Origin of the sequence: Paenibacillus sp. NPDC057967 (assembly GCF_042887015.1) — a bacterium.
GTDB lineage: Bacteria > Bacillota > Bacilli > Paenibacillales > Paenibacillaceae > Pristimantibacillus.
Window position 1 is genome coordinate 138,031 of record NZ_JBHVQB010000001.1, and the last position, 24,883, is coordinate 162,913.

Genomic DNA, 24,883 nt, shown 5'->3' on the forward strand with positions numbered 1-24,883 from the left:
CCCTTGGTCCTCATGCACCCGATCTGGCTCTGATTACACCGAAGTCGTATTCGCGATCATGGCAATAAAGACAACCATTAAATAATTGACAGAAATTAAAAAGTTAACCTTGGCCCATTTGTCCGTATCTTTGGCTTTAATGCCTTGCAGCGTATGGACAAGCCATACGAGGCTGAGTACGACGGAAATAATAAGAAAATAAATGCCCGCGTATCCATACCAGTACAGCAGAATGACCGACGGCAGAAGCAGCAGAACGTATGGAATCATCTGCAACTTGGTGCGCTGAATGCCCTTCACAACAGGCAACAGCGGGAAGCCCGCTTCCCGGTATTCTTCGACGCGGCGGATCGCAAGCGACCAGAAGTGCGCCGGCTGCCATAGGAACAGCAGGGCAAACAAAATCCACGCACCAGCGTCAATCTCGCCGGTAACGGCACAATAACCGATAGCCGGAGGCATGGCGCCAGATATGCCGCCAATAGACGTGCTCCATGTCGAGGTACGCTTCAGCCACATCGTATAAATGACAATATAGACAAACCATCCCAGCAGTCCAAGCCAGCCTGTAATCGGATTAACCATTAAAAATAATAACGCAATGCCCGTGACACCAAGAATAAGGCCGTAAGCCAGGACGGCAGACGGCGTCATTCTGCCCATCGGCAGCGTACGATTTCTAGTGCGTTCCATCTTCTGGTCCAATTCACGATCCCAATAATTGTTCACAACGGTAGCCGAAGCCATCGTCAGGGTGGAGCCAATCAGCATCCATATCATAAGCGCGATATCAATATCCCACTTCGAAGCTACCCAAAAACCGCCAAGCGCAGCGAACATATTCAATCGAAGGAGCCGCGGTTTCGTTAAAGCAATCAAGTCCTTCAGCACAAAGCTAGCCTCCCGAGTTATGCGACAAGACGCGCCGGGCGCGTCTATCTTTCATTGATGAATCGAATCTAATCATACCGAAAAAACAGAGCGGTGACAACGTTCATGCCCCTTGTTCATGAATTCGACACTCAAAATGTGACAAATCATTTGTAATTGAGCTGGAACCATTCTGCCCGCCCATCCATACAATAACCATGTGGCAAACGCCTATCAGATTACGACGATTTTGAAGGGATGTGAGTCCGCTCCATTATGGCCGTTATCAAAGCAAACGCGGAACAGACGAAAATGCTCGCAAGACTCATGCGGGCAGAAGCCGAGGGCGAAGGTGAGCTCGGCATGCTGATGGTTGGCAACGTCGGTGTCAACCGCGTCCGCGGCAATTGCCTTGACTTCAAAAACATACGCTCCATTCCCGACATGGTCTATCAAAGCCCAGGAGGTTTTGAAGCCAGTACAAAGGGCTACTTCTATCAGAAGGCAAGGGACAGCGACGTTCGCCTTGCCAAACGGGTAATCGGAGGAGAGCGCCAGCATCCCGCTTCCAATGCGCTGTGGTTCTTCCGTCCGTCAGGCGCCTGTCCTGACACATGGTGGGATCAATCGCATAGCGGCCGCTTCAAGGCTCATTGCTTCTATGTGCCAACGTCAGCAGATTGTCCTTCCGTTTATTAGTGTTGTCGAATTATTTCATTCTTAACGATTGAAAGCGAGGATTAACAGTATGTCGAATTACGGTTATAAGCAGCAAGTCAGCATGGCCAATGCAGGACCCAATATGGGTTATGGAGCCGCATACGGATACGGCGGCGGTTATGCGCAGCCGTATGCACAGCCGTATGCACAGCCATATGCGCAGCAAGCTGCAGTCTCCAATTATACAGCTGCCAGCACTATGCCTCCGCAGGTCCCAAGCGGCTCGGTCGTCACACCCGGCGGCGGCAATATTGTAACGGTACCCGGTAATGAAGAATCATACGTCGAGAACATTCTGCGCCTGAACAGAGGCAAAATCGGCACCTTCTACATGACGTATGAGAACAACCGCGAATGGAATGCAAAAATATTCAAGGGCAGAATTGAAGCGGCCGGACGCGATCATATCATCATAAGCGATCCCAATACTGGCATGCGCTACCTTCTACTGATGCTTAACCTCGATTATGTAACCTTTGATGAGCCGATCAAATATGAATATCCGTTCCAAGGCGCGACCGTTACTGAAAGCTCGCCAGTCAGCGAATAAAGCTAATCCTCCCTATGTCAGGCTTGATGCAACCGGCTTGAACGTCCAGACGTGCAGCTTGGCCGGTCCCCCCTCTATCCAGCTTGAGAGCGCGAACCAAGGAGAGCGTCCGCTCAAACGTTCCTCCTTGACGCGCAGGGCATGCGCCTCGTCCTTGCAATCCCAGACCTCTACGTACAAGGAAGGCTGATCCGTTCCCTCATATACATGGACAAGCTCTGCTTCCTGCAAGCGCAGCTTATCCACTTCCTTTAAATAGGCTTCCCTGTTTTCTTGCTTGATCTTATATTCTGCAAAACAAATGTACATTTGGCGTGAGTCTCCTCTCGAATCAATTGATAAAGTTCCCCTGCTTCGCCGATACTACGCTTAACATCCACTTCAATCAGGGGGGCACATCTCATGGATACTGGAACGCATCTTGTCATGGGCATTGGACTTGCCGGTCTTGCGATGGTCGATCCGATCGTCGCGGCGAGCCCGGCCGTGCACACCGCCGTGCTGGTCGGCACAATAGCCGGCTCCCAAGCGCCGGATCTGGACAATTTGCTGCGGCTGAAGGGCAATGCTTGCTATATTCGCAATCATCGGGGAATGTCTCATTCGCTTCCCGCGGTGCTGCTCTGGACGATCGCAATTACAGGCTTGCTTCAGCTCCTCTACAGAGGAAGCCTGCCTTGGCTTCATGTAGGCGGCTGGGTTCTGCTGGCGGTAGCCGTACACGTCTTAACCGACTTGTTCAATGCATATGGCACGCAAGCCATGCGGCCGTTCAACGAAAAATGGATATCCTGGAATATTATCCATATCTTCGACCCCGTTATCTTCACCGTACATCTCATAGCCATTTTACTGTGGGCGGCAGGTCTCGTAAATCCCGCAGTTTTGTTTCCGCTCATGTATCTGCTTCTGGTCGTATATTACGTATGGCGAACTTACTCCGCACGGCAAATTGTGCGCAAGCTGCCCCGGCTCGATCACGGCTATCACAAGAGCGACAGCTATATCGCCATTCCGACCATCTCGCTCTCCATCTGGAATGTCGTCAAACAATCGGAAGATCATACCTTCCATATTGGCAATCTTCGGAACGGACAGCTCAAATGGCTGGACAAAACAAAGTGTTCCAGTCACCCCGCGGTCGAAAAATCAAAAAATGATCCCGCCATTCGTTCCTTTCTGTACTTCACCAACTTCGCCTGCGCAGACGTGAAGGAGCATACTTGGGGATATGAAGTACGCTGGGCCGATGTTCGTTATCGCCATCGCAAGCAATATCCGTTCGTTGGCGTGCTGATGATGAATAAACAATTTGAAACGGTTGGATCATACGTCGGCTGGCTGAGCGATGAACGGCTGATGAAAAGGCTGCGAATGGATACGTATTGACATTGACGGAGCGGAGCCCCTTCCTGCACAATGGGAAGGGGCTCCGCTTTTAGGTTGCTTCCAATTAAAAAAGCCCAAGGTTTCCCTTGGACTTCTTGGTTAATGCAACGTTGTGTATAAGAAGCGTTTAGCGGATGCCGCCGGACAGTTGTTGTTCAGCGATTTGAACCAGCTTCTTCGTGATGTATCCACCAAGCGAACCTGCGTCGCGTGTCGATACGTTGCCATAATAGCCGTCAGCTGGAATTTGTACACCCAGCTCTTGCGCTGCCTCAAGTTTCAATTGATTCAGTGCTTGGTTTGCTTGTGGGACAATTAGTTGGTTGCTTCTGCTCATAGGGATATCTCCTTTCGTCCTCTGCACGTTGTGTGTTGCAAGCTTGCAAAGTTATTATGTGCATCGCTTCAGAATCTATGCTAATGATTCAAAAAATATTTTAACCTTTATGAAAGGTTATCTATAAGGAGTTAATCGATATGTCAAAATCACTTTCATTGTTCTTCGCCTCTCTGTCCATTCTGTTCCTTAGTGCGACCGCGATCTCCATCAGCCATAGCGTCTGGCTCGTGCTTCTGTTCGGCTTGCTCTCGCTATTCAGCGTAGGAGCCGGATTTATTGTGAAAGCCCGGCTCAGAAGACGTTCCGAACAAAGCGGCTCATCCGACAACCAGCGCTGAGGTTGTCCAACGTCGGGATTAAACGCATTATCAGCCTTTAAATAGAAGCGATACCTTTCATGCTGCTCGGCTTGCTATTCTCTGCGTTATTGCCTGTATTCGTTTCCCCGATAAGTTGATCCGCCGCTATAGGCCAAAACGCCCTCTTGCCGGCGTCATATTCGGCGCGCTGCTCGGCATGATGGCTCCGCTATGCGATTGCGGCAAAGCCTCCATTAGCCTCCATATCCTAGCCGAATGGCCGGGCAGCCTTTAATCGCCTATGGTTTTATGATGCTCTAAGCCTATATTCTCTCGCTCTGCTCCACATCAGATGCTTTCATCGTCACTGCGGCACTTCCTGTAAGGACCGCTGCTTGCCTTTCTCAAATTCGGCGGCCAAAAAAACAATGGCTCCGCATCGCAGCCATTGCTCTCTGTTCTGCGCTAATAATACTCGCGCAGCATATGCTGAGGCCGATTCTGCGGAACATAACGATTGCTCCACGTGGCCATATTGTAATTCGATTCGTACAGGATACTCGCCGACCAAGAATTGTTGCTGGGACGAACCGTGAAGTCATACAATATTTCTCCGTGGGTCCAATCCTGCCGAAGCTTCAGCGCATCGATTGCCATTTGCCTAAAGGCTTGTACCTGTGCGCTTGACAGCCCCTTCTCCGTTCCTTCAATCTTGCCGTTTCTCGTCTCGATCGGGTGATGCCGCAAGCCGAACTTCCCTACCGAGTTGTTGCGAATGTGGATTAATACCGTACCAGCCGCTGCGTTCGTCAGCTCTCCCTCAAGCTGTCTAAATACAAAGTCTACCTGACGCGCCAAAGATACCGAGCTTGTTTCCATTTCCCGTAATCCTCCTCTTTAAGTTCGACATAACGATGGTGAATCCGACAAAATTCCTCTAAATCAAACATCGAATTGCTTATAATGGTAGCATCGCCTATACGAATGTTCACCGAAAAAATTATTGGTAATTTCCGAATTCAGGATTGCGCTTTCAGACCTATTAAATTAAGACTAAAGACCCTGAAATCGCGTTCGACAATTATAGACCATTTTCGTCCACGGTGTTATAATATGGGTATTCCATATAAAGGAGCGCTTACATAATGATTCAATGGTACTATTCTCAGTCGGTACGCAGTAAACTGTTGATTACCACTTATTTCAATCTAGTACTATTTGCCATTGTCACGGTCCTGATGACTGCGATCCTCGGAGGCAACATTGTTCCGATCCTGATCGGGGTTGCCGTACTGGCGATTGCCGCGCTTCCCATTGTATCCTTTATTGAGAAATCCATTACGCAATCATTCGAAGAAATATCCGGAGCAGCCTATCGGATATCCAAGGGCGACTTCACCCAGAAGATCGACACATCCGCAAGCTCCGGCTCCGGCGAGCTTGGCCATTCCTTCAACAGTATGGTGGACAAGCTGCGCGACATCCTGACAGAGACGTCCAGCATCATCAAGCATGTCGCGGATACTAGCCGCAGCATCTTCGAGAAAAACAATCAAATTCAAACGGCGATGGAGCAAGTAGCCGCATCCGCAAACGAACTCGCAACCGGTGCCAACGAGATCTCCGAGGACGTGACCGACATGAGCGCGTCTATCACCGAGATCGAAGAGAAAGTCTCATCATACGCTACTTCTACCAAAGAAATGAACGAGCGTTCCGAGCAGACGATCCTGCTGGTGGAGAAGGGCCGCAATGCCCTTGAAGTTCAGGCAGAGGGGATGCAGCGCAACGTAGAGGCTACGGCGAAGGTCGGTGAGACCATCGAGGATCTGGCCCGCAAGGCACAAGGCATCTCGGCTATCACGACGACGATCTCCGACATCGCTGAGCAGACGAACCTGCTATCCTTGAATGCGTCCATCGAAGCGGCGCGTGCAGGAGAGCATGGCAGAGGATTTGCCGTTGTTGCTCAAGAGGTACGGAAGCTCGCTGAGGAATCGACGACTTCAACGAAGCAAGTCTTCAATCTCGTGAAGAGCATTGATGAGGGCATTCAGCAAGCCATTAATAATATGAAAGTCAACGAGGAAGTCGTTAATCTTCAGACGGAGCATATCCGCCAGTCGGAGCATGTATTCAAGGAGATTGAAGAGAGCATCGGATTTATTACGAATCAGATTTATGCGTTCTCACAAGAAAGCGATGTAATGCTGGAAAGCGCACAAAAGATCTCTGCAGCGATTCAGAATATCTCCGCAATCACGCAGCAATCAGCTGCCGGCACGGAGCAAGTATCGGCTTCCATGAACGAGCAGATCGCTTCCGTACAAGCCGTTGTCCAAGAGACAGAACGTATGCTTACGATGGCTACACAGCTGCAGCGTACGATTCAAGTGTTCAAAATGAAATAAGAAGTCGCTATCGACTCGGACCGATTACGGTTCGAGTCTTTTTTTGTTAACACCGAAACCATCATCCTGTGCATGAACCTAATCCTTGCCGGAAAGGTTATATGTAGAGCATCAAGCAAACTAAGCCAGAAGAACGGGATGAAGCAGGTATGCCAACACTAAAAACGCTTTTAAAAATCGTATTCTCAGTAACCCTAGCCACAGGCAGCTTGGCGGGAGTCGGTTCATCCGCTTCTGCCTCATCCGTAAGCGAAATCTCAACATGGATATTAGAACCGGCCAAGCAACAACTTACCAATCCGCAGACGAAACAAAAGCAGTCTACCGTACGTCAAAAAAATAAGAGCACAAAGCCAAATCAGAATCGGACAAAATCAAAGAAAGTAAATCGCTCAGGCAAGCGTAATAGCAAGCGGGCTAATAAACGCAATGATGACATGTCATGGGTCAATATGCAAAATAAATACCCCGGCACCTTCGTCATGAGCGGTTCCCGGGATAAGCGCAACGTATCTCTGACATTCGATGACGCACCTGATCCGCGTGTAACACCTGAAATCCTGGATACATTAAGCCAATATCACATTCGTGCCACTTTCTTTATCGTGGGTGACCGGGCTGCCAAGCATCCAGAGCTTGTGAAACGGATCATGAGAGAAGGGCATGTGATCGGCAATCATTCGTATAACCATGCGGTATTGTCCAAGCTGCCGCTTGCGCAATTCCAACAGCAAATATGGAAAACCGATGGTATCATCAAGCGGATTGTGGGGGTTTCTCCAAGACTGGTAAGACCGCCATACGGAGAGATGAAGCCTCAACAGATTGCGTGGGGCAAAGAAAATGGTTTCACCGTTGTGAATTGGGATGTGGATTCTGAGGATTGGAGGAATAATCCGAGCAGCGCACGCGTCCTCGCGAACATTAAGAAGACGCTGCAGCCTGGCTCAATCATTCTCCAGCATGCCGGAGGCGGGGATCGCCAGGACCTGTCGGGAACGATCCATGCACTTCCCGTTCTGATCGAGATGCTTCAGGGCAAAGGCTACAATATCGTAACCTTGCCTGAGCTGCTCGGAAGAAAAGCCTATCGGTAGACGTTACTTCAGGATATAAGCTTCTATATTCTGAACGCCGAATTTCATCGCTTGTTGTGTGGAGCCCGGTACGAAGATGTCGATGCGATTGCCTTTAATCGAACCGCCCATATCCGTTGCAGTTGCGATAATGCCTACACTTGGCAATCCGTTGTACTGGTAGCCAGTGATGAACAATTTCGTGCCTAGCGGAATCATTTTCGGATCGACTGCAATCGTGCCTACCTTCAGTCTATTGCCAAAGTAATCCACGCCGCCCCATTTCCCATTCTCGGATGCCGCTGCCGTATAGGCCGTAGCCTTGAGCGACAATTGATCCGTATAGGCGTAGTCATAGCCGCCTGGTCCTTGTACATGACCGCCACTTCCAAGCGGAACTGCAGCAGACGAGTCGGCCATCGCCTTCAAGGACTCAGTAGATTGACCCTGGCCTGGAATAGCCAGCTTCATTCCGATTTGCAAATTCATGGGGTCGACGGAAGCGTTGGCGTTCATCAGCGTTTGAAGCGGAAGTTTATATTGCTGAGACAACGTCCAGAATGTATCCTTGTTTGTTACCGTATGTGTGCCTGCCGATGCGTGTGCCGTACCAGCTGATAAAGTGATCGATAATGCAATTGCTGCGCTTGCCAGAAAAGCTTTCTTCAAAACGTAGTACCTCCAACATGATTTTAGTTCAGGTCCGGAGCGTCCGGACATTAGTCCGTAGACGCTCCCGAACCCGATTTATTATTCATTAGCCAATAAACATTTGAACCCATTTGCCATTCACATAACCGACGCCGATTTTCGTAAAGTTTTTGTTTACGATGTTGGCGCGATGTCCGGGGCTGTTCATCCAATCATTCATGACTTGTGCTGCCGTACGTTGTCCGGATGCGATGTTCTCTCCGGCATACGAGTATTTCACTCCGTAGGTACGCATCATATCGAATGGCGAACCGTACGTTGGGGACGTATGGCTGAAGTAGTTGTTCACATCCATATCTCTTGCCTTCTCAGTCGCTACTTTATTGAGCAAAGCGTCTGTTTGAAGAGCCGGCAGACCCAGCTTCGCACGCTCTTGATTCACCAGATTTACAACCTGAGTTTGCAATGTGCCCGTCTCAGGAGCCGGTGTTTGCGTTGGCGCCGGAGTTGGCGTCGGCTTCACCGTTGGTGTTGGCGTTGGCTTCGTGGTCGGTTTAGGAGTCGGCTTCACCGTCGGTGTCGGAGTTGGCTTCGCTGTAGGTGTCGGCTTTACGGTCGGTGTTGGCGTTGGCTTTGTGGTCGGTGTTGGCTTCACGGTCGGTGTTGGTGCAGTACCGCCGAAGGATGGCCACTTGATGACGATGCCATTAAATTTAATGTTCAGCTTGTCCAAGTTAATGCCGTATTTTTGAGCAATTGTATTTAAGGCTTCATAATTGATGTAGTACGTTTGGGCATTCATATCGATCGGTGTTGCATTAGCGGCATCTGCTTTCGGAGCTGCCCATCCTGTTCCGATCATCGTTGCCGCTAGAATGCTAGCTACGCCTATGCGTATTGGCTGCATTTTCATTCTTTCATTCCTCCCAAATTGCTAGAATTTATCGAATCGGCCCTCGATGTCCCTTATCTTAGCATGGGGGTAAAGCCCTTTCATGGCGCAAAAATTACCAGTCCCGCAGAAATCAGGGTGAACCTCCCGCCATTACTGCATTATGAGAATCTACTCATGGGGCTCTATACACAAAAAACAGCCTCCAACCCTATGAATAGCATAGGATTGGAGGCTGTATTCATAGCCTGAAATAGGCTGGAAAATTACCCGTTTACCGAAACAAACTTACCTGTTTCTTGAGATTCGAAGGCACACAGAATCACCTTAAGCGACGCTCTGCCTTCTTCGCCGGATACCGCCGGAGTTGTGCCGTTCACGATGCTCTCCAGGAAAGCGTCAACGACGCCGCTGGACTCCTGCTTATCGTTTGTGGAGATTGCGCCTACTTTATGCTTCTCAACCGTACCGTTGCGCAATTCTACAATAACTTGATCATCAGGATGCGTGCCGATCTTCATAACGCCGTTCTCGCACCACAGAATCGTGCTGTTGTCTTCGCCTCTATAATAGGTCCAGCTTGCCACCAGCGTACCGATTGCGCCACTGTTCATACGCAGAATACAGGAAGCATTGTCATCGACCTGCGTTCCTTCCTTATGAAGTGTGCCTACGAACGCTCCGATTTCCGCCACTTCATCATTCAGCATCCAACGGATCAGGTCGGACTTATGAACGCCGAGGTCACCCATAGCGCCCATCAATGCTTCTTCCTTACGGAAGAACCAGCTGTTCGCACCGTCTACGCTCCAGCCGTCCGGACCCGGGTGGCCGAAGGAAGTACGGAACGTCAATACTTTGCCAAGTACGCCGGATTCAAGGATTTGCTTCGCTTTCACATGTGGAGGCATAAAGCGCTGGTTGTGGCCGACCATCAGCTGTACGTTATTGTCCTTAGCCGCCTGAATCATGGCTTCCGCTTCGTCATCTGTAACCGCCATCGGCTTCTCGACCAACACATGTACGCCAGCTTTGGCCGCAGCAATACTCATTGGCGCATGAAGCGCATTCGGCGTACATACGCTGACTGCATCAGGTTTTACCTCTGCAAGCATGGTCTCATAATCGGAATAAGCCTTAGCGCCGTACGTATCCGCAAATTGCTGCGCACGCTCAATAACCGGATCAACAAATGCGACCAGCTCAGCATTCGGGCTCGCAGCATACTCCGGAATATGACGATGTTTCGAGATCGATCCGCAACCAATTACAGCAATTCTTACTTTAGACATATAGAATTCCCCTGCCTTTATTCAAATTTGGATAAATAATTTTCTTTCAGCCACGCCATGCTTGTGGCAACCGATTCGAGCGGCGGATTCGCGCATACGTCCTGCTCGACGATAATCCATTCCACGGACGACTCAGAAGCAGCAGCAATAACGGCATCCAGCGGCAAATCGCCTCTGCCAAGCTCAACCGTATCGATCTGTTTGCCTTTTTCCCCTCCGCGGAAATCCTTCAGATGAAGCAGCGGCAATCTGCCTGCGTATTTCTTCACGTAGCTCACCGGATCAATACCCGAATATTGTACCCAGCCAATGTCCATCTCAACTTGCAAATATTCCGGGGAAATCCGCTCGTACAAAGCGTCGAATACGACCTGGCCGTCCAGCTCAACCTCGAATTCGAACTCATGATTATGATATGCGAAAGCAATGCCCTCCTCGCGGAAACGCTTGCCGTATTGCTCGAACTTCACCAGATGGCCGCGCCATGCTTCCGCATCGCGTGCCTCGTGAGGCAGCCATGGACATATTGCATATTTCGCCCCGATTGTTTTCAGGTAAGCGATTTCATTCTCCAGATTGCCTTCCAGCAGATGCAAGCCGATATGGCTTCCGATTGCTTTCAATCCAAGCTCCTGCAACAGGTCGCGCATACGCTCCGCCTCAATACCACCGTAGCCTGCAAACTCAACGCCTTCATAGCCTAATTCCGCAACCTTGCGCAGGGTGCCTTCGAAATCGACAGCCGTAACATCCCTCAGGGTATACATCTGTAAACCAATGCCCATCCGTGTCATAGAAGCCGCACTCCTTTTTCGTTATATTCTGCTTACTTATGTTGTGTCGTATTTTGCCTTACGAGTTCCATTATATCGATCCTCCTTGCCGGAAAACAGTTGTCTTATTAGTTTCTTTTTATGCAATTTTGCTCTGATGCCCCAATGTCTGATTCGGTTCCCCCGTCTGTTTCTTTTTGCGGGATCGGGAAAAACAGCTTGCAATCCAATCACTTTGCAGTATACTAATTACAGCTTAAGGCGAGGATCGGCCCCGCAATCATGCATGAATACTGAAAAGTGACGATTTTGTAACCTTTTGCTCACTGTTTTTTAAGACTTATTTAATATTTATCCGTTAGACTAGAAAAAAATCCTTCGTAGGGTGGAGGTCAAAACCATGAAAACTATGCTGATGTTCCAAAATAAAACGATACCCGTATACTTAACGGATACAAACAAACAAGCGCTGGACAAGCTGTCCACTGTATTAAACCGTAAGCTCACTACCGGGAAAAATGCCTTGAAGAAATGTATCACTTCTCTTATAAGCGTCGAGATCGTAGGCAGCGAAGCTACGCTTCATTCGTACTACGAGCGGGACACGCTGACGATATCGTTATATTAAGCTGCCTGATCTAACAAGAGAGGACATCCTCCATTGCTGCAAGCAATGAGAATGTCCTCTTTTTTGTTTTAGCTATGAGGAGCCTGCCAGCCCTTTTTGGTTCCTGTTGCCGAACACGAACAGCGCCGTGCCGATCCATCCACAGATGGAGGCTGCAATCAGGAGCGTACTTAGCGACAGGCTCGATGTCAGCGATGAGCTCAGCAGCGGCCCGACCGTTCCCCGTGCACCAAATAGCATGAGATGAATGCCGAATACCATAGCCTCACGGCCCGGCACCAGCCGGAATACAAAAGCCAGAATACCGATATCCCATATCGCTTCGCCAATGCCTTGAATCGCATTGCCCGCAATAACAGCGCTATAGGTCCCCCATACGCCGTACAGCATCGGTACAACGGCATACGCCCCGATACCGATCATAAGCGTATATTTGATATGGAATCGGTCAATCATCAGACCCGCAATCCAGAACGTGAGAAGTAAGGCCGTAAAGTAAGCGACACGCGCATATCCGATCTGCACATTGGATAACTCAAGCACGTCGACCTGTGTAATTTGGTAAAGCGGGCTGGCCAGCATGTTGCCGAAGCCGGCGAATGTCGTTGCCGCAAGAAATACGGCAAGTGTTCGATTCGATACGACAAGCTCCCATTGCTCCCGCATCGAAAACTTCTGTCGCTTCCGATCCGGTTCCGCATCCGCTTTCATTGCGGGATGAGAGCTGCGCTCCACTTTCTTAGAGAGCTTGAGCGTATTAAATAAACCAATGGACAATACCCCCGCAATAGAAGCTGCAATAAGCGGTCCGGAAGGGCCGAAAGCTTCCGACCATCCGCCGACCATATAAGCGAGAGGAATCATGAGAATGCCCATAGCTACTCGGACATAGCCCATGAGCCGACCGCGAATGTCCGTGGGGTACATGCGGGATACAAGCGCAGCGTACGCTGGCGATTGAATCCCCATCAGCAATTGGAACAGCAGTGCGGCTACGACATAAACAGATGGATAGCTAAAAAACGCAGGGAGCAGCAAGAGCAGCCTGCCGATCGCATTTGGAATAATGACGAACGGCTTCGGGTTGCGAGACTTCTCAATCCAGTTCGCCCATATAGGCGAAAAGATCAGACCGACAGCAGGCGCCGCGGTAAGCAATCCAACCTGAAGGTTGCTAGCTCCTTGTTGTATCGCAAACGCTACATAGAATTGATTCATGACAACATTGAATAGACCGAACAAACAGGAGGCCCCGAGGTCAATGCGGGCATTCCGCCATACCCGGGCTGTCATCGGCATACCGAACTTTACGACGTGAGAGCTTGCTTTGGACATACGTCCCAACATGTCATCGATACCTTCTTTGTCTTGGATGTGAACGGACGGAGGACCCTTCGCACAAGGCGAAAGATCCTCACTCATCACGTCATTTGATTGGATATTACTACAGCGATTCGAAAATGTACAGTTAAAGTTAACTAAAGGTTCGGCTGTGCCAATCCTGCCAAAAATCGTCTCAGCGCGAAGCGGAAGCTCTCGTTCACTTCCAGGGGCATGCCGAACCCTCCCTCCGCTTCAATCGAGGCGAAGCCATGGAGCAGACTTCGTAATCCCCGCACAGCATGAATGCCTTGCTCCTGCGACAACTCATATGGCTTTAATGCCGTCAACAGCCGCTCTACAAGCTCGCCGCCAAGCTTTACATGCTCCTGATGCTCATGGGAGGGGGAACGTAGCGTTAAGGAATACAGTCCGGGGTGATTTCTCGCAAATGACAAGTAAGCATTCGCGATATCCATCACCGCCTCTTCTCCTTGCCGCTGTCCTGAAGCTTCCCGAAGAGCATCATTCAATTGCTCCAAACCATACAGCACCAGATGAGAACGAAGCGCAGGCAACCCATTAATGTGGTTGTAGAGTGAAGGGGACCTGACTCCCAGCTTCTGGGCGAGGGAAGCTAGCGTTACCGCTTCTACCCCTTCCGTATCGGCAAGCTGCGCCGCCGTCACTACGATTTGTGTCAAATCCAATCCGGCTCTAGGTGACATGCTTGAACACCCCTTTCTTAAGAAGACGGTGTTCACATTCGGCAATCGCCTTCCTCATGGCTTGCACAGGCTGAGCGATCATGTTGCCATGTCCCACAGCCAGCCAGGCTGGGCTCATATCGGCGAGCTTGCGCGCACTGTCAAGACTGGCTAGCGGACTCCATGTCGCAAGGGCCGGAAACGGAAAGCTAAGCTTCATATGTCCGGCTACCGCCAGTCCGCCCCGTGCCGCGAAAGCATCACCTGCGATCAACACACCTGTCCGATCATCATAGAAGGACATGGAGCCTGGCGTATGGCCAGGAGTAGACAACGCAAGAAGCGATCCGACACGATCGCCATCTTGAAGCCGTACATCCGGTAATGTCTCGATGTTCTTCGGAACATCTCCGCGAATCGGCAGCTGCTCCTCCCCTTCCAACAGCGCTGTATCCCCTCGAAGAAGCCTTGCGTCTCGGTCCGAAATATAGACGGTAACATCCGGCAGCTGTTTCTTCAATGCATCAAGCGAACCGACATGATCGCCATGCGCATGCGTCAAGACGATCCGGGTAATCGGTTTGCCTATCTCCTCAGCCGCCTTCAGAATAGCCGGTGCATTGGCGGGAAGAGCGGCATCAACTAACGTTAGGCTGTCTTTCTCCTCTACGAGATAACAGTTGACTGGAAACAAATTAGGCAGATAGGTGAGTTGAATAACTGATTGTTGATGAATCTTTCTCATTAAGCCACGTCCTTTTTTTAAAAACTAATGTCGTTAGTTTTAATATAAACTAATACCATTAGTTTTTCAACCCCAAATATGATCGCACATGAAAAAAGACCAGGATAATCTCCCGATCTTTAATCCTCCGCTATTTGGCAGTCCGTCTGCCATAATAAGACGCATACCGTTTCATTTTCTGATAAGCCTCCGGGTCAATATTTTTCAGCGGATGGAACTGAGGATGATTGGAATTCACCTCTAGCACCCATAGACTGCCAGACGAATCACGGGCAAAATCGATGCCTACTTCGTTCATGCCCGACCTTCTGCGGCAAAGTGATCTTGCGATCCGCAAGGATGCGGATGACAACGTCCGTTCTCTGCGGCTTGCCTCATCCACTGACAGGCCGAGCTTCCGGTGCAGCTTGCCGAGCGTATAGACCTTGCCGCCTTGATAGTAGTTCGTGACAATTTTTTTCGCAGCCCCTACCTTTACCATATAGCCTGTACAGACCCAATTGCCTCCCGGTCTCCGCTGCGCCATGGCTCTTATATCGTAAGGACGGCCGTTCACGCGATCCAGCTTGATGCCTTGCTGAATAATAAGCTTCCCTTTCATGCCGGATAACTTCTGGTACAGTCCCGAGAAGCTATCGTAGCGGGCGCTCCATTGCCGCTTGCCATCTACCGCTTTCAATTCATAACCTTTTCCTTTTCGTTTCACTTTGCATACGCCGATCCCTAATGATCCAATATCCGGCTTCACATATATGGATGAATAGGCATCTGTCATCATTTGCAAGTTGGAACGACTGAAGGACACCGTCCTGGGCACGTATTGGCGCAGTTCGGCATCCTTCAGCAAGTAATTGCAGACGCGCAGCTTCCCTCTAATATTGCGGCTTGCGTAGTTTTTGGCCAATCGATTCACCTCTATATAACCTATGAAGAGAATCTATCACACTCGTGTACGCTTAACCAGGGACAACCGCATATTTTTGAGAGATTGCTAGCGTCGGCAAAATGGATTTCATTATTTTCCTAACAAAATTTTCGCATAAGGCGAATCGATCGGCAACATGATGACTGGATTATCCTTCAATGTCACTACATAGCTTTCCAGCGTTCGATACAGGCTGTAGAATTGAGCGTCCTTGCCGTAAGCACTATTATAAATCTGAGCTGCTTCCTGCTCGCCTTCGGCAATGATCTTCTTCGCATCAGCTTCCGCTTGGGCCATCAGCTCCATAGCGGTCCGATCTGCTTTGGACGTAATTTTCCGGGACTCCTCGTCGCCCTCGGACAGATAACGTGCCGCAATGGATTGACGGTCGGAGATCATACGGTTGTATACGCTCTGCTTATTGCTATCCGGCAGGTCCGTACGCTTAATACGGACGTCTATAATCTCGATGCCGTAATCAGCACGCTCCAATGCAAGCGAAACATCGTTCGTAATTTCGTCATTGATATTTCCTCTTGCCGAGTTTTCACTAATAATGACATCATAATCAACTTCTGAAAGCTTTCTTCTGACAGAGTTATAGACAAACTCTTCAATCCTTTGCGAGCCCCCGCTTACTGCGTACAAGTTGCGGTAAAACTTCCCCGGATTCTGGATACGCCAAATCGTGTAGTTATCTACCAAGATCGGTTTTTTGTCCTTCGTCATAATTTGGCCCGTTTTGCTCTCCAGCGTCATTTGATACTTAGGCAGTGTCGTTGTGCTTTCGATAAACGGAATCTTGAAATTAAGTCCAGGCTCCATAACTGATCTCTTTGCTTCTCCGAAGCGGAGCACAACCTTGTATTCGCCTTCCTTAACAACAAAGAGAGAACCTGCGACAATCATAAGCACGACGACGGCGCCAATAATACCTATCCAGTGCTTTGGCTTCATTGTCCGTCACCTCCTTGCGGTTGTTGATTAGCATTATTGTTGTTATTGTTGCTGCTTGAGGATGAAGATCCGCTTCCTTTCAGAAGCTCGTTAAGCGGCAAATAGTTGACGGTATCGCTGCCCGAGTTCGTAATGAAGATTTGGGCATTTGGCAGGATTTTCTCCAGCGTCTCCAGAATAAGTCTGCTCTCGGTTACGCCCGGGTTCTTCGCATATTCAGAATAGATGGCATTGAATTTCGCCACATCGCCCTGCGCGTTCAGAATACGGGATTTTTTCTCCCCTTCTGCCTTCTCAATAAGCGCTTGCGCTTCGCCGCGCGCTTTCGGAATGCGATCATTTTCATATTTGGATGCATTATTGATCTTTGTATTCTTCTCCTCGCGGGCATTAGTGACGGCACGGAACGCGTCTTCAACCTCTCCGCCCGGTGGTTCGATATCCTGGAATTTCAAATCAATAATTTGAATGCCAGTCTCGTATTTATTCTGCAGCTCGATCAGCTTCTCGCGAACCTGATCCTGGATGGCGGTCTTGCCGTCCGTAATCGCGTAGTCCAGCTTTTGCGCCCCGATGACGGAACGGATCGACGCACTGGCCGAGTTCCGAAGAAACTGCTCCGGATTGCTGATATTATGCAAATAATTGCGGATATTGCTAATCTTCCAGGTTACGACCGCATCGGCTGATACGATATTTTCGTCTCCCGTAATCATCATAGACTCTTCATCTACCGATGTAACCGTATTGCCGTTCTCACGGTAACCGATTGTAATATGCTGAGTCAGCTCAGCAGGAACAATTCGAACCTCCTGAATTGGCGAAGGCCATTTGAAATGCAAGCCGGAAGATGTCTCGCGATCATACTTGCCGAACGTCAGTATAGCCGCGCGCTCCTGCTCCTGTACCGTGTAAAAGGATGTCGATCCCAGATAAAACAGCACAACGGCTGCTACTACACCGATCGCGATCTTCTTGACGGTTCCCGGCTTCAGCTCAGGCGGCTTGCGATTGGGATTCGGAGCCGGCTGGCCGTTCGGGTCCTGGTTCATAAAGTTCAAAACACTCTCTCCTTTCGATATGTGTTGCTCATACAGGGATATACGTTTATTTCCGCCTTTGGTCACACTTTTTTAAGGTTATTTTAAGGTGAATTTTTGAGTAACGATATCAGATTGCAGAATTTTCTCGATTTTTGTCAGATGATCCGTCAGCGAAAACAGCCTCCCTCCAAGATTGGCCGTCTTGGAGAGAAGCTGTTCATTAGGGCATTCTTACTTTTTGCTCTCCCTCAACATATCGCCGATTGCTCCTATGCTGCCAAGCGTCTCCACAGCACGCGTCGGGATAAACACCTTATTAGCCGCTCCATTCGCAATGTCGGAGAGTGCCTCCAGGGAACGATATGTAAGCACTTGCTCATCAAGACCCGCAGCACGCAGCAGCTCGATCCGATTTTTCTCCGCTTCGGCGATGGATTGAATCGCCTTCGCTTCGCCAAGCGCCTCCAGCTCCTGGGCTTGTCGTTGACCTTCGGCTTGACGGATACGGGCTTCCTTCTCGCCTTCTGCTTTTAGAATTTTACTCTGCTTGTCGCCTTCCGCGCGAAGAATCATATCCTGCTTCGCGGCCTCCGCTTCCAGAACCAAGGCGCGCTTGCTGCGCTCCGCCTTCATCTGCTTATCCATCGCATCCTGGATATCGGTTGGCGGCTGAATATCAATAACCTCAACACGTTCAATCCGGACGCCCCACTTCTCCGTCGCTTCATCCAGTGCAATCCGTATATCCGAAGAGATTTTCTCCCGGCCCGACAGTGTCTCGTCGAGCTCCATCTTGCCGATAATCTGTCTCATCGTTGCGGTACTGATGTTCCGCACGCCGTATACATAATCCGAAATTCCATATGTAGCTTGCTCAGGTCCCGTCACCTGATAAAAGATGATCGTATCGATTTTGACCTGAACGTTATCCTTCGTAATAACCGTTTGCGGCGGTACGTTAGCTTGCTGAATACGCAAGTCGTGGTACGTTCGCACATGGTCGATAATCGGAATCAGAATATTGATGCCAGGCGTCAGCAGTTTGCTGAATTTGCCCAGACGTTCAACAACGCCGACTCTCTGCTGAGGAATAATCTTCACCGACATCGCAATGAATACAACCGCAATCACAACAATAACAATCGTTACCGTCCAACCCATAGCTTAACCCCCCCATTTGTTTACTTGCAAAAAGGCGCTTCCACGGCTAATGACAATGATTGCCTCACCTTTTTTGATCGATTCGATCGACTTGGCGCTCCACGTCTCGCTGCCGATCTTTACAATGCCCGGCGTATCCGGATCAATCGCTTCAAGCACGGTTCCTTGCATTCCGACCAATTCATCGACAGCATCCCGGAACCCTTTCCCGACTTGGAATCGGCGGGTGAGCGGCTTGGTAAATACGGTAAGCAGCAATGCGACGATGCATCCAATTATGACTTCAAGAAGCCAAGCATCCGGATAAATGACATCGACAATTGCCGCGGCCAAAGCGCCGACGCCCAGCCATAAGAGATAAAAGGTCAGCGTAAGCATTTCAACTACAATAAGCACTCCCGCTACGATGAGCCAAATTAACCACAAGTCCATCTTATCCCTCCCCTTCAAATAAGTGTATTCGGCATGAAAGAGGCTAAGACCTGCTGAATTGCCCGGGAAATGTCGAAAAAAAGAGAAATAAAAAAACACTCTCCAGGGGAGAGTGTCAGCCATTCTTCTGCGCATATAGAAACTCGCTTACCGCCTCACTCTTGAAGAGAAGGAAGCTGCTTATTCCGGAGTAGGCAATTACAACTATCGAATAGATGCTAAAACCAATAAGTCCTTCACTTACACTCAATACGAGCAGTTGTACACTTAAGAATACCGCCAGCGCCGCACCGACAGCGAACAAATAGCGTACCCATGTTACCCCTGAGATCAAGCATATGGCCAGTATAATCTGAATGATTAGCCATAAGATATTGAAATTCAAGAAAAACGAAACGACCGCCATTAATATATTTGATATCGCAATTGAGTAGACAATCGTTTTCCCCCGCTTAAATTGCTTCGCCTGCCGTTCGACGAACCGGCCGTATTCCTGCTCGCGTTCCGTCTTCGTTCCTTGCTCGAATTTCCCGAAGTTCGGATTAATGTCCCTCTGCGGCAACGGCAGCTTCTCGGACATATCCCTTAGCTTGCTTGCTATGCTTGCCACATCCCGCAACTCGCCCGGAGCAATACCGTTCAGTGCATTCACAATTGCCGCCTTGGCTTTCGCATCATTGGCCAGCTTTAACTTGTATGCCGATAGCACCTCTTGGATACGTTCCGGCCGCTGCTGCATATCCTTAATTTCATCAATGGTAAAAAACAGCTTCCGAAGTCCGGCGATCGTATGCAGCTCTTCCACATCCTTCGCCGAATACTCACGGTACTCCCGCCCATTGCGGACCGAAACCTCCGGTACCACGAGTCCCTCTTCCACATAATAGCGGATCGTCCGTTCCGTAAGGCCCGTTTGTTTGCATACTTCTTTCATTTTCATGGTGTTTCCATCCCCTTTCACGAGCCAATGTACACTCTTACGTAACGGAAGTGTCAACAAAAACATAGAAAAAAGGGCTTTATACAGCCCTTTAATTGGCATATGCCAAAATCATCCTACCATATAAATGAAATATTGGCGATCATATTCTATTCATAAAACAATGACCCCTATGCACCATATTAGCTATTCGCCTATACACTATTGCTATATCTATTGAAGGAGCGTGCGATCGGAAGCATGTATGGATATTATCCGCTTCAGTATTACTATTGCAGACAAAGCCACTCACACTCATGGACATCATCCATGGTTGAACTTGATCAGAAAGTCAGAACCTTATGGGAGCAGCATATTTATTGGACCCGCCTAACGATTAACAGTATCGTGGGCCGTTTGCCGGACGAGGAGTTGACGACAGCGAGGCTATTGCGCAATCCCAAAGATTTTGCTGTGCTTTTAGAGCCCTTGTACGGTGAAGCAATAGCTTCGAGATTTGACCAGCTGTTTACGGAACATCTCGTTATTGCAGCAGAACTCGTCAAAGCGCTGCAAGCCGGCAATACAGCTGCCGCCGAAGATGCCAATAAGCGCTGGTATGCCAATGCGGATGCTCTCGTATTATTTTTAAGCCAAATTAATCCGTACTGGTCCGAGCAAGAGTGGAGAAGAATGCTCCACGAGCATCTGAAGTTGACTGCTGAAGAAGCTGCTACTCGCCTTGCAGGTAACTATAAGCAAAACATTGCGTTAAGCGATCAGATTGAAGCCCAAGCGCTGGGAATGGCCGACATGATGACACACGGAATTATCCGGCAGTTTCCTTCCGTATTTTAATATGTCGAATAATACGAAAAAAGCCGTGGGGCTCTGTCCCCACGGCTTAAAAAATATGTTCTAGTTTCATAAAATATCCATAATTATGAAGTATAGACGCCTGAAGTGGCATTCCCTCCCAGGAAAGGAGAGATGCCGAATGACGTATACAACTGTGGAAGTCATCATGCTTGGTACTTTTCTTCTTGCATTACTCAGCTACTTGAAACGAAAATAACTCGCCATTGGTTGATGGCCTGACGAGTCATTTTCTTCCACATCATTCGGAGGACATGCCGCCTCATAATGTCTTGAACAGAGAGCGATGACCTCGCTCTCTAATTTCTATTCTAAGCAGCGGTTTATCATTTTAGAAGTGAAAATTTTTTAACTTCCTGCTCTTTTTCCCGCTTCTGCGATATGCTCTCCACGACCATCAGCGATATATTCCCTCTCCAAGATGGAATAATAACATTGGTCTGTCCATTGCCCTCGCCAATATAGCTCTTCCTTGAACACCGCTTCCCTCGTCATGCCAATCCGCTCCATTAGCGCTGCGGAATGCGAATTTCTGGCATTGCACATTCCAACGACCTTATGAGCTTTCAGCTCTTCGAAGGCAAACCTCAGCAACAGCCCAGCAGCCTCCGTTCCATAGTCTTGTCCATGATATGGAGGAAGAATCGCAAAACCAATTTCCCAGCTTTTTCTGTATTCGTTATAACGCCATATCTGAGCCAGACCAATCGGTATTCGGATGTCGTCAGTCTTCAAGTAGACGACAAAATCATGATGCTCATTGTCTTCGCTAAAGATCTTATCCATATAAGACTGGCGCACAGCTTCTCGATCTGATTGAACAACTTCTTCATAGTGCCAAAGCTCAGTGTTGCATTCGATATCGCATATAAAGTCCAGATCATCAACTGCTATTCGCGATAACCTTATCTTAGCGCCGCTTATATCCATCTACTCCACCTCACTCCCATGTTAGCACATGGAGATGACTTGTTGTGGTCGTGAATAGCTATAATGAAGGTTTACATGCTTTCTCAGAAAAAATGAAAAAAGAGCCCTTAGCAAGAGGACTCTAACGTTTCAGACGTTTTCAGTATTATTAATTTGAACTACAGATGAAATCGTAAGAACAAGCTTTGATTCAATTAAATAGTTAAAATAAACATAACCAATTAACTCCATTTTTTGATCTAGTCATATAAAAAAAGCCCCTGCTTTCGCAAGGACTTTCGTTGTATGCGGTAGAGAGGACTCGAACCTCCACGGGTATACACCCACTACCCCCTCAAGATAGCGTGTCTGCCATTCCACCACTACCGCACATTTGAAGTTGTACCTATCCCTTCATCGCCAGCTGTCTTCGAGGGAAGAAGAAAACTGGTGAGCCATGAAGGACTCGAACCTTCGACACCCTGATTAAAAGTCAGGTGCTCTACCAACTGAGCTAATGGCTCTCATGACGGAAACGAACTCATAAGAGCTGCTTCTTAGAGGATGGTTGGTGACCCGTAGGGGATTCGAACCCCTGTTACCTCCGTGAAAGGGAGGTGTCTTAACCCCTTGACCAACGGGCCATATGTTGCAAGTTTATTGCCTTCGCATTTTTGCGACAAGAACGATTATATCAACTTATCCTGCATAATGCAAGCATTTTTTCAGATCATTCATGTCTCCGAACTTGAGACAAATAAAAAAGACCGATGCTCGGCCTCCTTACGCATGAGTCCTGAGAAAAAAATGTGGCGGAGAAGGAGGGATTCGAACCCTCGCACCACTTACGCAGTCTAACCCCTTAGCAGAGGGTCCCCTTGAGCCACTTGGGTACTTCTCCAGGAAATGGCTCCCCGAACAGGACTCGAACCTGTGACAACTCGATTAACAGTCGAGTGCTCTACCAACTGAGCTATCAGGGAATATTAAAGTGACTTCTAATAATTTATCATGGCCCGTCTTCCTTGTCAAGCAAAAACAGCTTTAATTTCCCCCTGCATTTACCACAAGCATAACGCGCAGGATCGACCTTCCGTTTCCGTAAATATTCCATGCCACAACGAACGCAGGTAAGCCTATATTTGAACGGCATTGCTTTTCTTGCCGATCGTTCCGGAAGCGAATTGCAATATCTGGAGCCCCCCACATGCGCAAGCAGCGTCTTGAAGTCGGCATCCCGATGGCGATAGCCCCGCTTCATTAGATGGAGATGATAATGGCACAGCTCATGCTTAATAATCTTCTCCGTCTCCTCCATGCCAAATGCAGCAAGCTGATGCGGACTAATCTCGATATGATGGGACCGGGTAAAGTACCGCCCCCCTGTTGCCTTCAGCCTTCCGTTAAATGTAGCCTGGTGCAGAAACGGCCTGCCGAATGATTCCAGCGATACCCGCTCCACCCATTGCTGCAAAGCTTGATTATCCATACTTAGCCTCCCCCAACTACTTGAATTTTAACGCGTGTATAAGCTACACTGTCAAGTAGGAATGATGATACGTTGCAAGAAATTGAGCAGCAAAACCGAGGGGAGAGCTACACCATCATGGCTACCATGCGTTATGTATTAATGAAAGAAAAGGATACCCTGTCCTTCGTCGAGATGCCGGCATCTCACGCGTACCAGCTAAGTGCGCTGAATCTGCGGCTCCATAAAGAAATCGATAAATTGACGGCAGACCGCGTGCCAAGCCTGCCGTATGCACTTGCTGAGTGCGACAACGTCGATCTGCATGAGGCTTCTATCTCCATCATTGGAGGCCTTCAGTATATTAACGGCCTGGAGAAGGACTTTGCCGGCATTGAAGAAAAGTCGTATCCGCTTATCTCGCTTTTGACTGAAATTCGCGCGCTTCAGGCTCAACTGGAGCAATGGTACGAAGAATATGAGGAAGATCAGCTAGGCTAATTCGCTTGGACCTGCACGGACATTCGCCCTCCGCCATATGGTAAGAGAACAACAGGTTAGGCCCGGAAGGAGGACGATGCGTATGCCGCAGTGGCTGTGCAACCAACTGATGCGCGCATTCCAGCAGAAGGACCGCCGGCAGATCAAGCTGCTGAACGATTGCTGGTATTTCTACCGCACCAAGCAAGCTCCGAAAGAACAGGACAGCGGTTCGGTCATGCAATGACAAACCCAATCCATACATCGGCTTCGCATCGTATCGCGTGCAGATGAGCCCCGCAGCTGCGGGCACACAAAACCCGGCCTCCTATCGGAGATGCCGGGTTTGTACGTTTTATAATGATTAGTTGTAACCACGTTTCTAGATTACATGCGGTTGAAAAACGCAACCTGCTCGATTGGCAGCCGTGTTGTCGGATGACCAGGCGCCGCAGCTTTGCCGATTGGCAGCATGAGCGTCGGTAGATAACGGCTGGATACGCCAAGCAGCTTGGCCGCCTCTTCGCGGTTGTAGCCGCCCATTGGCACGGTATCATAGCCCTTCGAACGAGCAGCCAGCATCAGCTGCATCGCAACCAGACCGGTGTCGAATACAGCAATCTCCTTCAAGCGTTCAGCAGGTATGGAGGAATACAGCTTGGTGGAGTTTTCGATCATTCGGTTTTTAATTTCCTCGGTCATATATCCCGCATCGAATGCAGCCTCATAGATCGGACCTGCCAGCTTATACATCTCCAGGTCAGCCAAAATCAATACGATTGCCGAGGCTTCCCCCACTTGCTGCTGATTGTTCGCAATCGGAACCAGCTTCTGCTTAAGCTCCGGGTCAGTTACAACGAGAAAACGCCACGGCTGCATATTGGAGGACGACGGAGCCAACGTAGCTAACTTCAGCAGCTCAATAATTTCACTATCCGATATAACAGCGCTGCTGTCGTATTTGCGCACGGAGCGGCGTCCCTGCAGCACCTCGAAGAACGAAGCATCCACCGCATTCTCCACTTTCACTTCTGTAGACATATTATTTCC

At 49.1% G+C, this 24,883-nt stretch carries 30 protein-coding genes and 5 tRNA genes; 10 read left to right on the forward strand and 25 right to left on the reverse strand.

The annotated features are described in order from the left end of the window. Positions 1–33 precede the first annotated feature (33 nt). On the reverse strand, positions 34–912 hold the full coding sequence (cyoE, locus tag ACFVSO_RS00645) for a heme o synthase (protein ID WP_387470504.1): 879 nt from the start codon (positions 910–912) through the stop codon (positions 34–36). A gap of 234 nt (positions 913–1,146) precedes the next feature. Here cyoE and ACFVSO_RS00650 point away from each other — a divergent pair, with 234 nt between their 5' ends. Together ACFVSO_RS00650 and gerQ are read left to right on the forward strand one after the other, a co-directional pair. Further along, complete coding sequence (locus tag ACFVSO_RS00650) at positions 1,147–1,569, forward strand: cell wall hydrolase (protein WP_387469025.1); 423 nt, start codon at positions 1,147–1,149, stop codon at positions 1,567–1,569. Between the two features lie 49 nt (positions 1,570–1,618). Beyond that, complete coding sequence (gene gerQ, locus ACFVSO_RS00655) at positions 1,619–2,140, forward strand: spore coat protein GerQ (protein ID WP_387469027.1); 522 nt, start codon at positions 1,619–1,621, stop codon at positions 2,138–2,140. A gap of 12 nt (positions 2,141–2,152) precedes the next feature. Here gerQ and ACFVSO_RS00660 read toward each other — a convergent pair whose 3' ends face one another. Next, positions 2,153–2,449, reverse strand: coding sequence for a hypothetical protein (locus ACFVSO_RS00660; RefSeq protein WP_387469029.1), 297 nt, complete (start codon positions 2,447–2,449; stop codon positions 2,153–2,155). 93 nt (positions 2,450–2,542) lie between these two features. Between ACFVSO_RS00660 and ACFVSO_RS00665 the strand changes: the two genes are divergently transcribed. Next, on the forward strand, positions 2,543–3,529 hold the full coding sequence (locus ACFVSO_RS00665; RefSeq protein WP_387469031.1) for a metal-dependent hydrolase: 987 nt from the start codon (positions 2,543–2,545) through the stop codon (positions 3,527–3,529). 127 nt (positions 3,530–3,656) lie between these two features. Here ACFVSO_RS00665 and ACFVSO_RS00670 read toward each other — a convergent pair whose 3' ends face one another. After that, entirely contained in the window at positions 3,657–3,866 is a 210-nt protein-coding gene (locus ACFVSO_RS00670) for an alpha/beta-type small acid-soluble spore protein (protein WP_387469033.1), read from the reverse strand. Between the two features lie 140 nt (positions 3,867–4,006). Between ACFVSO_RS00670 and ACFVSO_RS00675 the strand changes: the two genes are divergently transcribed. After that, positions 4,007–4,207 carry a hypothetical protein gene (locus ACFVSO_RS00675; RefSeq protein ID WP_387469035.1) on the forward strand — a complete coding sequence of 67 codons (201 nt, stop codon included), beginning with the start codon at positions 4,007–4,009 and terminating at the stop codon, positions 4,205–4,207. A 426-nt stretch (positions 4,208–4,633) separates the two neighbouring features. On the opposite strand, the gene ACFVSO_RS00680 is transcribed toward ACFVSO_RS00675, so the two are convergent. Next, positions 4,634–5,047: an O-methyltransferase gene (locus tag ACFVSO_RS00680; protein WP_387469037.1), complete on the reverse strand. Its 414-nt coding sequence runs from the start codon at positions 5,045–5,047 to the stop codon at positions 4,634–4,636. A gap of 269 nt (positions 5,048–5,316) precedes the next feature. On the opposite strand from ACFVSO_RS00680, the gene ACFVSO_RS00685 reads away from it, so the two are divergent. Together ACFVSO_RS00685 and ACFVSO_RS00690 are read left to right on the forward strand one after the other, a co-directional pair. Further along, complete coding sequence (locus tag ACFVSO_RS00685; protein WP_387470506.1) at positions 5,317–6,579, forward strand: methyl-accepting chemotaxis protein; 1,263 nt, start codon at positions 5,317–5,319, stop codon at positions 6,577–6,579. A gap of 149 nt (positions 6,580–6,728) precedes the next feature. Continuing rightward, positions 6,729–7,676: a polysaccharide deacetylase family protein gene (locus tag ACFVSO_RS00690; protein ID WP_387469039.1), complete on the forward strand. Its 948-nt coding sequence runs from the start codon at positions 6,729–6,731 to the stop codon at positions 7,674–7,676. A gap of 3 nt (positions 7,677–7,679) precedes the next feature. Here ACFVSO_RS00690 and ACFVSO_RS00695 read toward each other — a convergent pair whose 3' ends face one another. The 4 genes from ACFVSO_RS00695 to ACFVSO_RS00710 form a co-directional block, all read right to left on the reverse strand. After that, positions 7,680–8,324, reverse strand: coding sequence for a 3D domain-containing protein (locus ACFVSO_RS00695; RefSeq protein WP_387469041.1), 645 nt, complete (start codon positions 8,322–8,324; stop codon positions 7,680–7,682). An 88-nt stretch (positions 8,325–8,412) separates the two neighbouring features. After that, the gene (locus ACFVSO_RS00700; protein ID WP_387469043.1) at positions 8,413–9,219 is read right to left on the reverse strand and encodes a CAP domain-containing protein; all 807 of its coding nucleotides are present in this window, start codon (positions 9,217–9,219) and stop codon (positions 8,413–8,415) included. A gap of 245 nt (positions 9,220–9,464) precedes the next feature. Further along, on the reverse strand, positions 9,465–10,490 hold the full coding sequence (locus ACFVSO_RS00705; RefSeq protein ID WP_387469045.1) for a Gfo/Idh/MocA family protein: 1,026 nt from the start codon (positions 10,488–10,490) through the stop codon (positions 9,465–9,467). 17 nt (positions 10,491–10,507) lie between these two features. Beyond that, positions 10,508–11,284 (reverse strand): sugar phosphate isomerase/epimerase family protein, encoded by a 777-nt coding sequence (locus ACFVSO_RS00710; RefSeq protein WP_387469047.1) that lies wholly within the window; start codon positions 11,282–11,284, stop codon positions 10,508–10,510. Positions 11,285–11,663: 379 nt separating this feature from the next. Between ACFVSO_RS00710 and ACFVSO_RS00715 the strand changes: the two genes are divergently transcribed. Then, positions 11,664–11,891 (forward strand): 3-dehydroquinate dehydratase, encoded by a 228-nt coding sequence (locus tag ACFVSO_RS00715; RefSeq protein ID WP_387469049.1) that lies wholly within the window; start codon positions 11,664–11,666, stop codon positions 11,889–11,891. Positions 11,892–11,963: 72 nt separating this feature from the next. On the opposite strand, the gene ACFVSO_RS00720 is transcribed toward ACFVSO_RS00715, so the two are convergent. The 9 genes from ACFVSO_RS00720 to ACFVSO_RS00760 all read right to left on the reverse strand — a co-directional run bounded on the left by ACFVSO_RS00720 (position 11,964) and on the right by ACFVSO_RS00760 (position 20,121). Then, entirely contained in the window at positions 11,964–13,238 is a 1,275-nt protein-coding gene (locus tag ACFVSO_RS00720) for an MFS transporter (RefSeq protein ID WP_387469050.1), read from the reverse strand. 131 nt (positions 13,239–13,369) lie between these two features. After that, positions 13,370–13,939, reverse strand: a complete 570-nt coding sequence (locus tag ACFVSO_RS00725; protein ID WP_387469052.1) for a TetR/AcrR family transcriptional regulator — start codon at positions 13,937–13,939, stop codon at positions 13,370–13,372. After that, entirely contained in the window at positions 13,929–14,663 is a 735-nt protein-coding gene (locus tag ACFVSO_RS00730) for an MBL fold metallo-hydrolase (RefSeq protein WP_387469055.1), read from the reverse strand. Before ACFVSO_RS00730 ends, ACFVSO_RS00725 begins: the two co-directional genes overlap by 11 nt. Positions 14,664–14,793: 130 nt before the next feature. Beyond that, on the reverse strand, positions 14,794–15,567 hold the full coding sequence (locus ACFVSO_RS00735) for a YheC/YheD family protein (protein WP_387469057.1): 774 nt from the start codon (positions 15,565–15,567) through the stop codon (positions 14,794–14,796). 111 nt (positions 15,568–15,678) lie between these two features. Beyond that, positions 15,679–16,545 carry a protease modulator HflC gene (hflC, locus tag ACFVSO_RS00740; protein WP_387469059.1) on the reverse strand — a complete coding sequence of 289 codons (867 nt, stop codon included), beginning with the start codon at positions 16,543–16,545 and terminating at the stop codon, positions 15,679–15,681. Next, complete coding sequence (hflK, locus tag ACFVSO_RS00745) at positions 16,542–17,597, reverse strand: FtsH protease activity modulator HflK (RefSeq protein ID WP_387470508.1); 1,056 nt, start codon at positions 17,595–17,597, stop codon at positions 16,542–16,544. The genes hflC and hflK overlap by 4 nt, the downstream gene beginning before the upstream one ends. 222 nt (positions 17,598–17,819) lie before the next feature. After that, a complete protein-coding gene (locus ACFVSO_RS00750) occupies positions 17,820–18,749 on the reverse strand; it encodes an SPFH domain-containing protein (RefSeq protein WP_387469061.1) in 930 nt (309 codons plus the stop codon). 3 nt (positions 18,750–18,752) lie between these two features. Continuing rightward, positions 18,753–19,181, reverse strand: coding sequence for an NfeD family protein (locus ACFVSO_RS00755; protein ID WP_387469063.1), 429 nt, complete (start codon positions 19,179–19,181; stop codon positions 18,753–18,755). Between the two features lie 115 nt (positions 19,182–19,296). Continuing rightward, entirely contained in the window at positions 19,297–20,121 is an 825-nt protein-coding gene (locus ACFVSO_RS00760; protein ID WP_387469065.1) for a MerR family transcriptional regulator, read from the reverse strand. Between the two features lie 309 nt (positions 20,122–20,430). Here ACFVSO_RS00760 and ACFVSO_RS00765 point away from each other — a divergent pair, with 309 nt between their 5' ends. Beyond that, positions 20,431–20,958 (forward strand): acetylglutamate kinase, encoded by a 528-nt coding sequence (locus ACFVSO_RS00765; protein ID WP_387469067.1) that lies wholly within the window; start codon positions 20,431–20,433, stop codon positions 20,956–20,958. Positions 20,959–21,324: 366 nt separating this feature from the next. Here ACFVSO_RS00765 and ACFVSO_RS00770 read toward each other — a convergent pair whose 3' ends face one another. The 7 genes from ACFVSO_RS00770 to ACFVSO_RS00800 form a co-directional block, all read right to left on the reverse strand. Then, the gene (locus tag ACFVSO_RS00770; RefSeq protein WP_387469069.1) at positions 21,325–21,906 is read right to left on the reverse strand and encodes a GNAT family N-acetyltransferase; all 582 of its coding nucleotides are present in this window, start codon (positions 21,904–21,906) and stop codon (positions 21,325–21,327) included. Between the two features lie 286 nt (positions 21,907–22,192). After that, positions 22,193–22,275: transfer RNA gene (locus tag ACFVSO_RS00775), tRNA-Leu, on the reverse strand. Between the two features lie 58 nt (positions 22,276–22,333). Further along, a tRNA-Lys gene (locus ACFVSO_RS00780) sits at positions 22,334–22,409 on the reverse strand. A gap of 45 nt (positions 22,410–22,454) precedes the next feature. Continuing rightward, a tRNA-Glu gene (locus ACFVSO_RS00785) sits at positions 22,455–22,529 on the reverse strand. A 166-nt stretch (positions 22,530–22,695) separates the two neighbouring features. Next, positions 22,696–22,786 (reverse strand) — tRNA-Ser (locus tag ACFVSO_RS00790). Positions 22,787–22,792: 6 nt separating this feature from the next. Next, a tRNA-Asn gene (locus ACFVSO_RS00795) sits at positions 22,793–22,868 on the reverse strand. Positions 22,869–22,894: 26 nt separating this feature from the next. Beyond that, positions 22,895–23,374 carry a SprT family protein gene (locus ACFVSO_RS00800; protein WP_387469071.1) on the reverse strand — a complete coding sequence of 160 codons (480 nt, stop codon included), beginning with the start codon at positions 23,372–23,374 and terminating at the stop codon, positions 22,895–22,897. Between the two features lie 117 nt (positions 23,375–23,491). On the opposite strand from ACFVSO_RS00800, the gene ACFVSO_RS00805 reads away from it, so the two are divergent. Next, entirely contained in the window at positions 23,492–23,854 is a 363-nt protein-coding gene (locus tag ACFVSO_RS00805) for a hydrolase/acyltransferase (RefSeq protein WP_387469074.1), read from the forward strand. An 82-nt stretch (positions 23,855–23,936) separates the two neighbouring features. Continuing rightward, positions 23,937–24,080 carry a cortex morphogenetic protein CmpA gene (gene cmpA / locus ACFVSO_RS00810; protein ID WP_387469076.1) on the forward strand — a complete coding sequence of 48 codons (144 nt, stop codon included), beginning with the start codon at positions 23,937–23,939 and terminating at the stop codon, positions 24,078–24,080. Between the two features lie 140 nt (positions 24,081–24,220). Here the strand turns inward: cmpA and ACFVSO_RS00815 are convergent, their stop codons facing one another. After that, a complete protein-coding gene (locus tag ACFVSO_RS00815; protein ID WP_387469078.1) occupies positions 24,221–24,874 on the reverse strand; it encodes a nitroreductase family protein in 654 nt (217 codons plus the stop codon). Positions 24,875–24,883 lie beyond the last annotated feature (9 nt).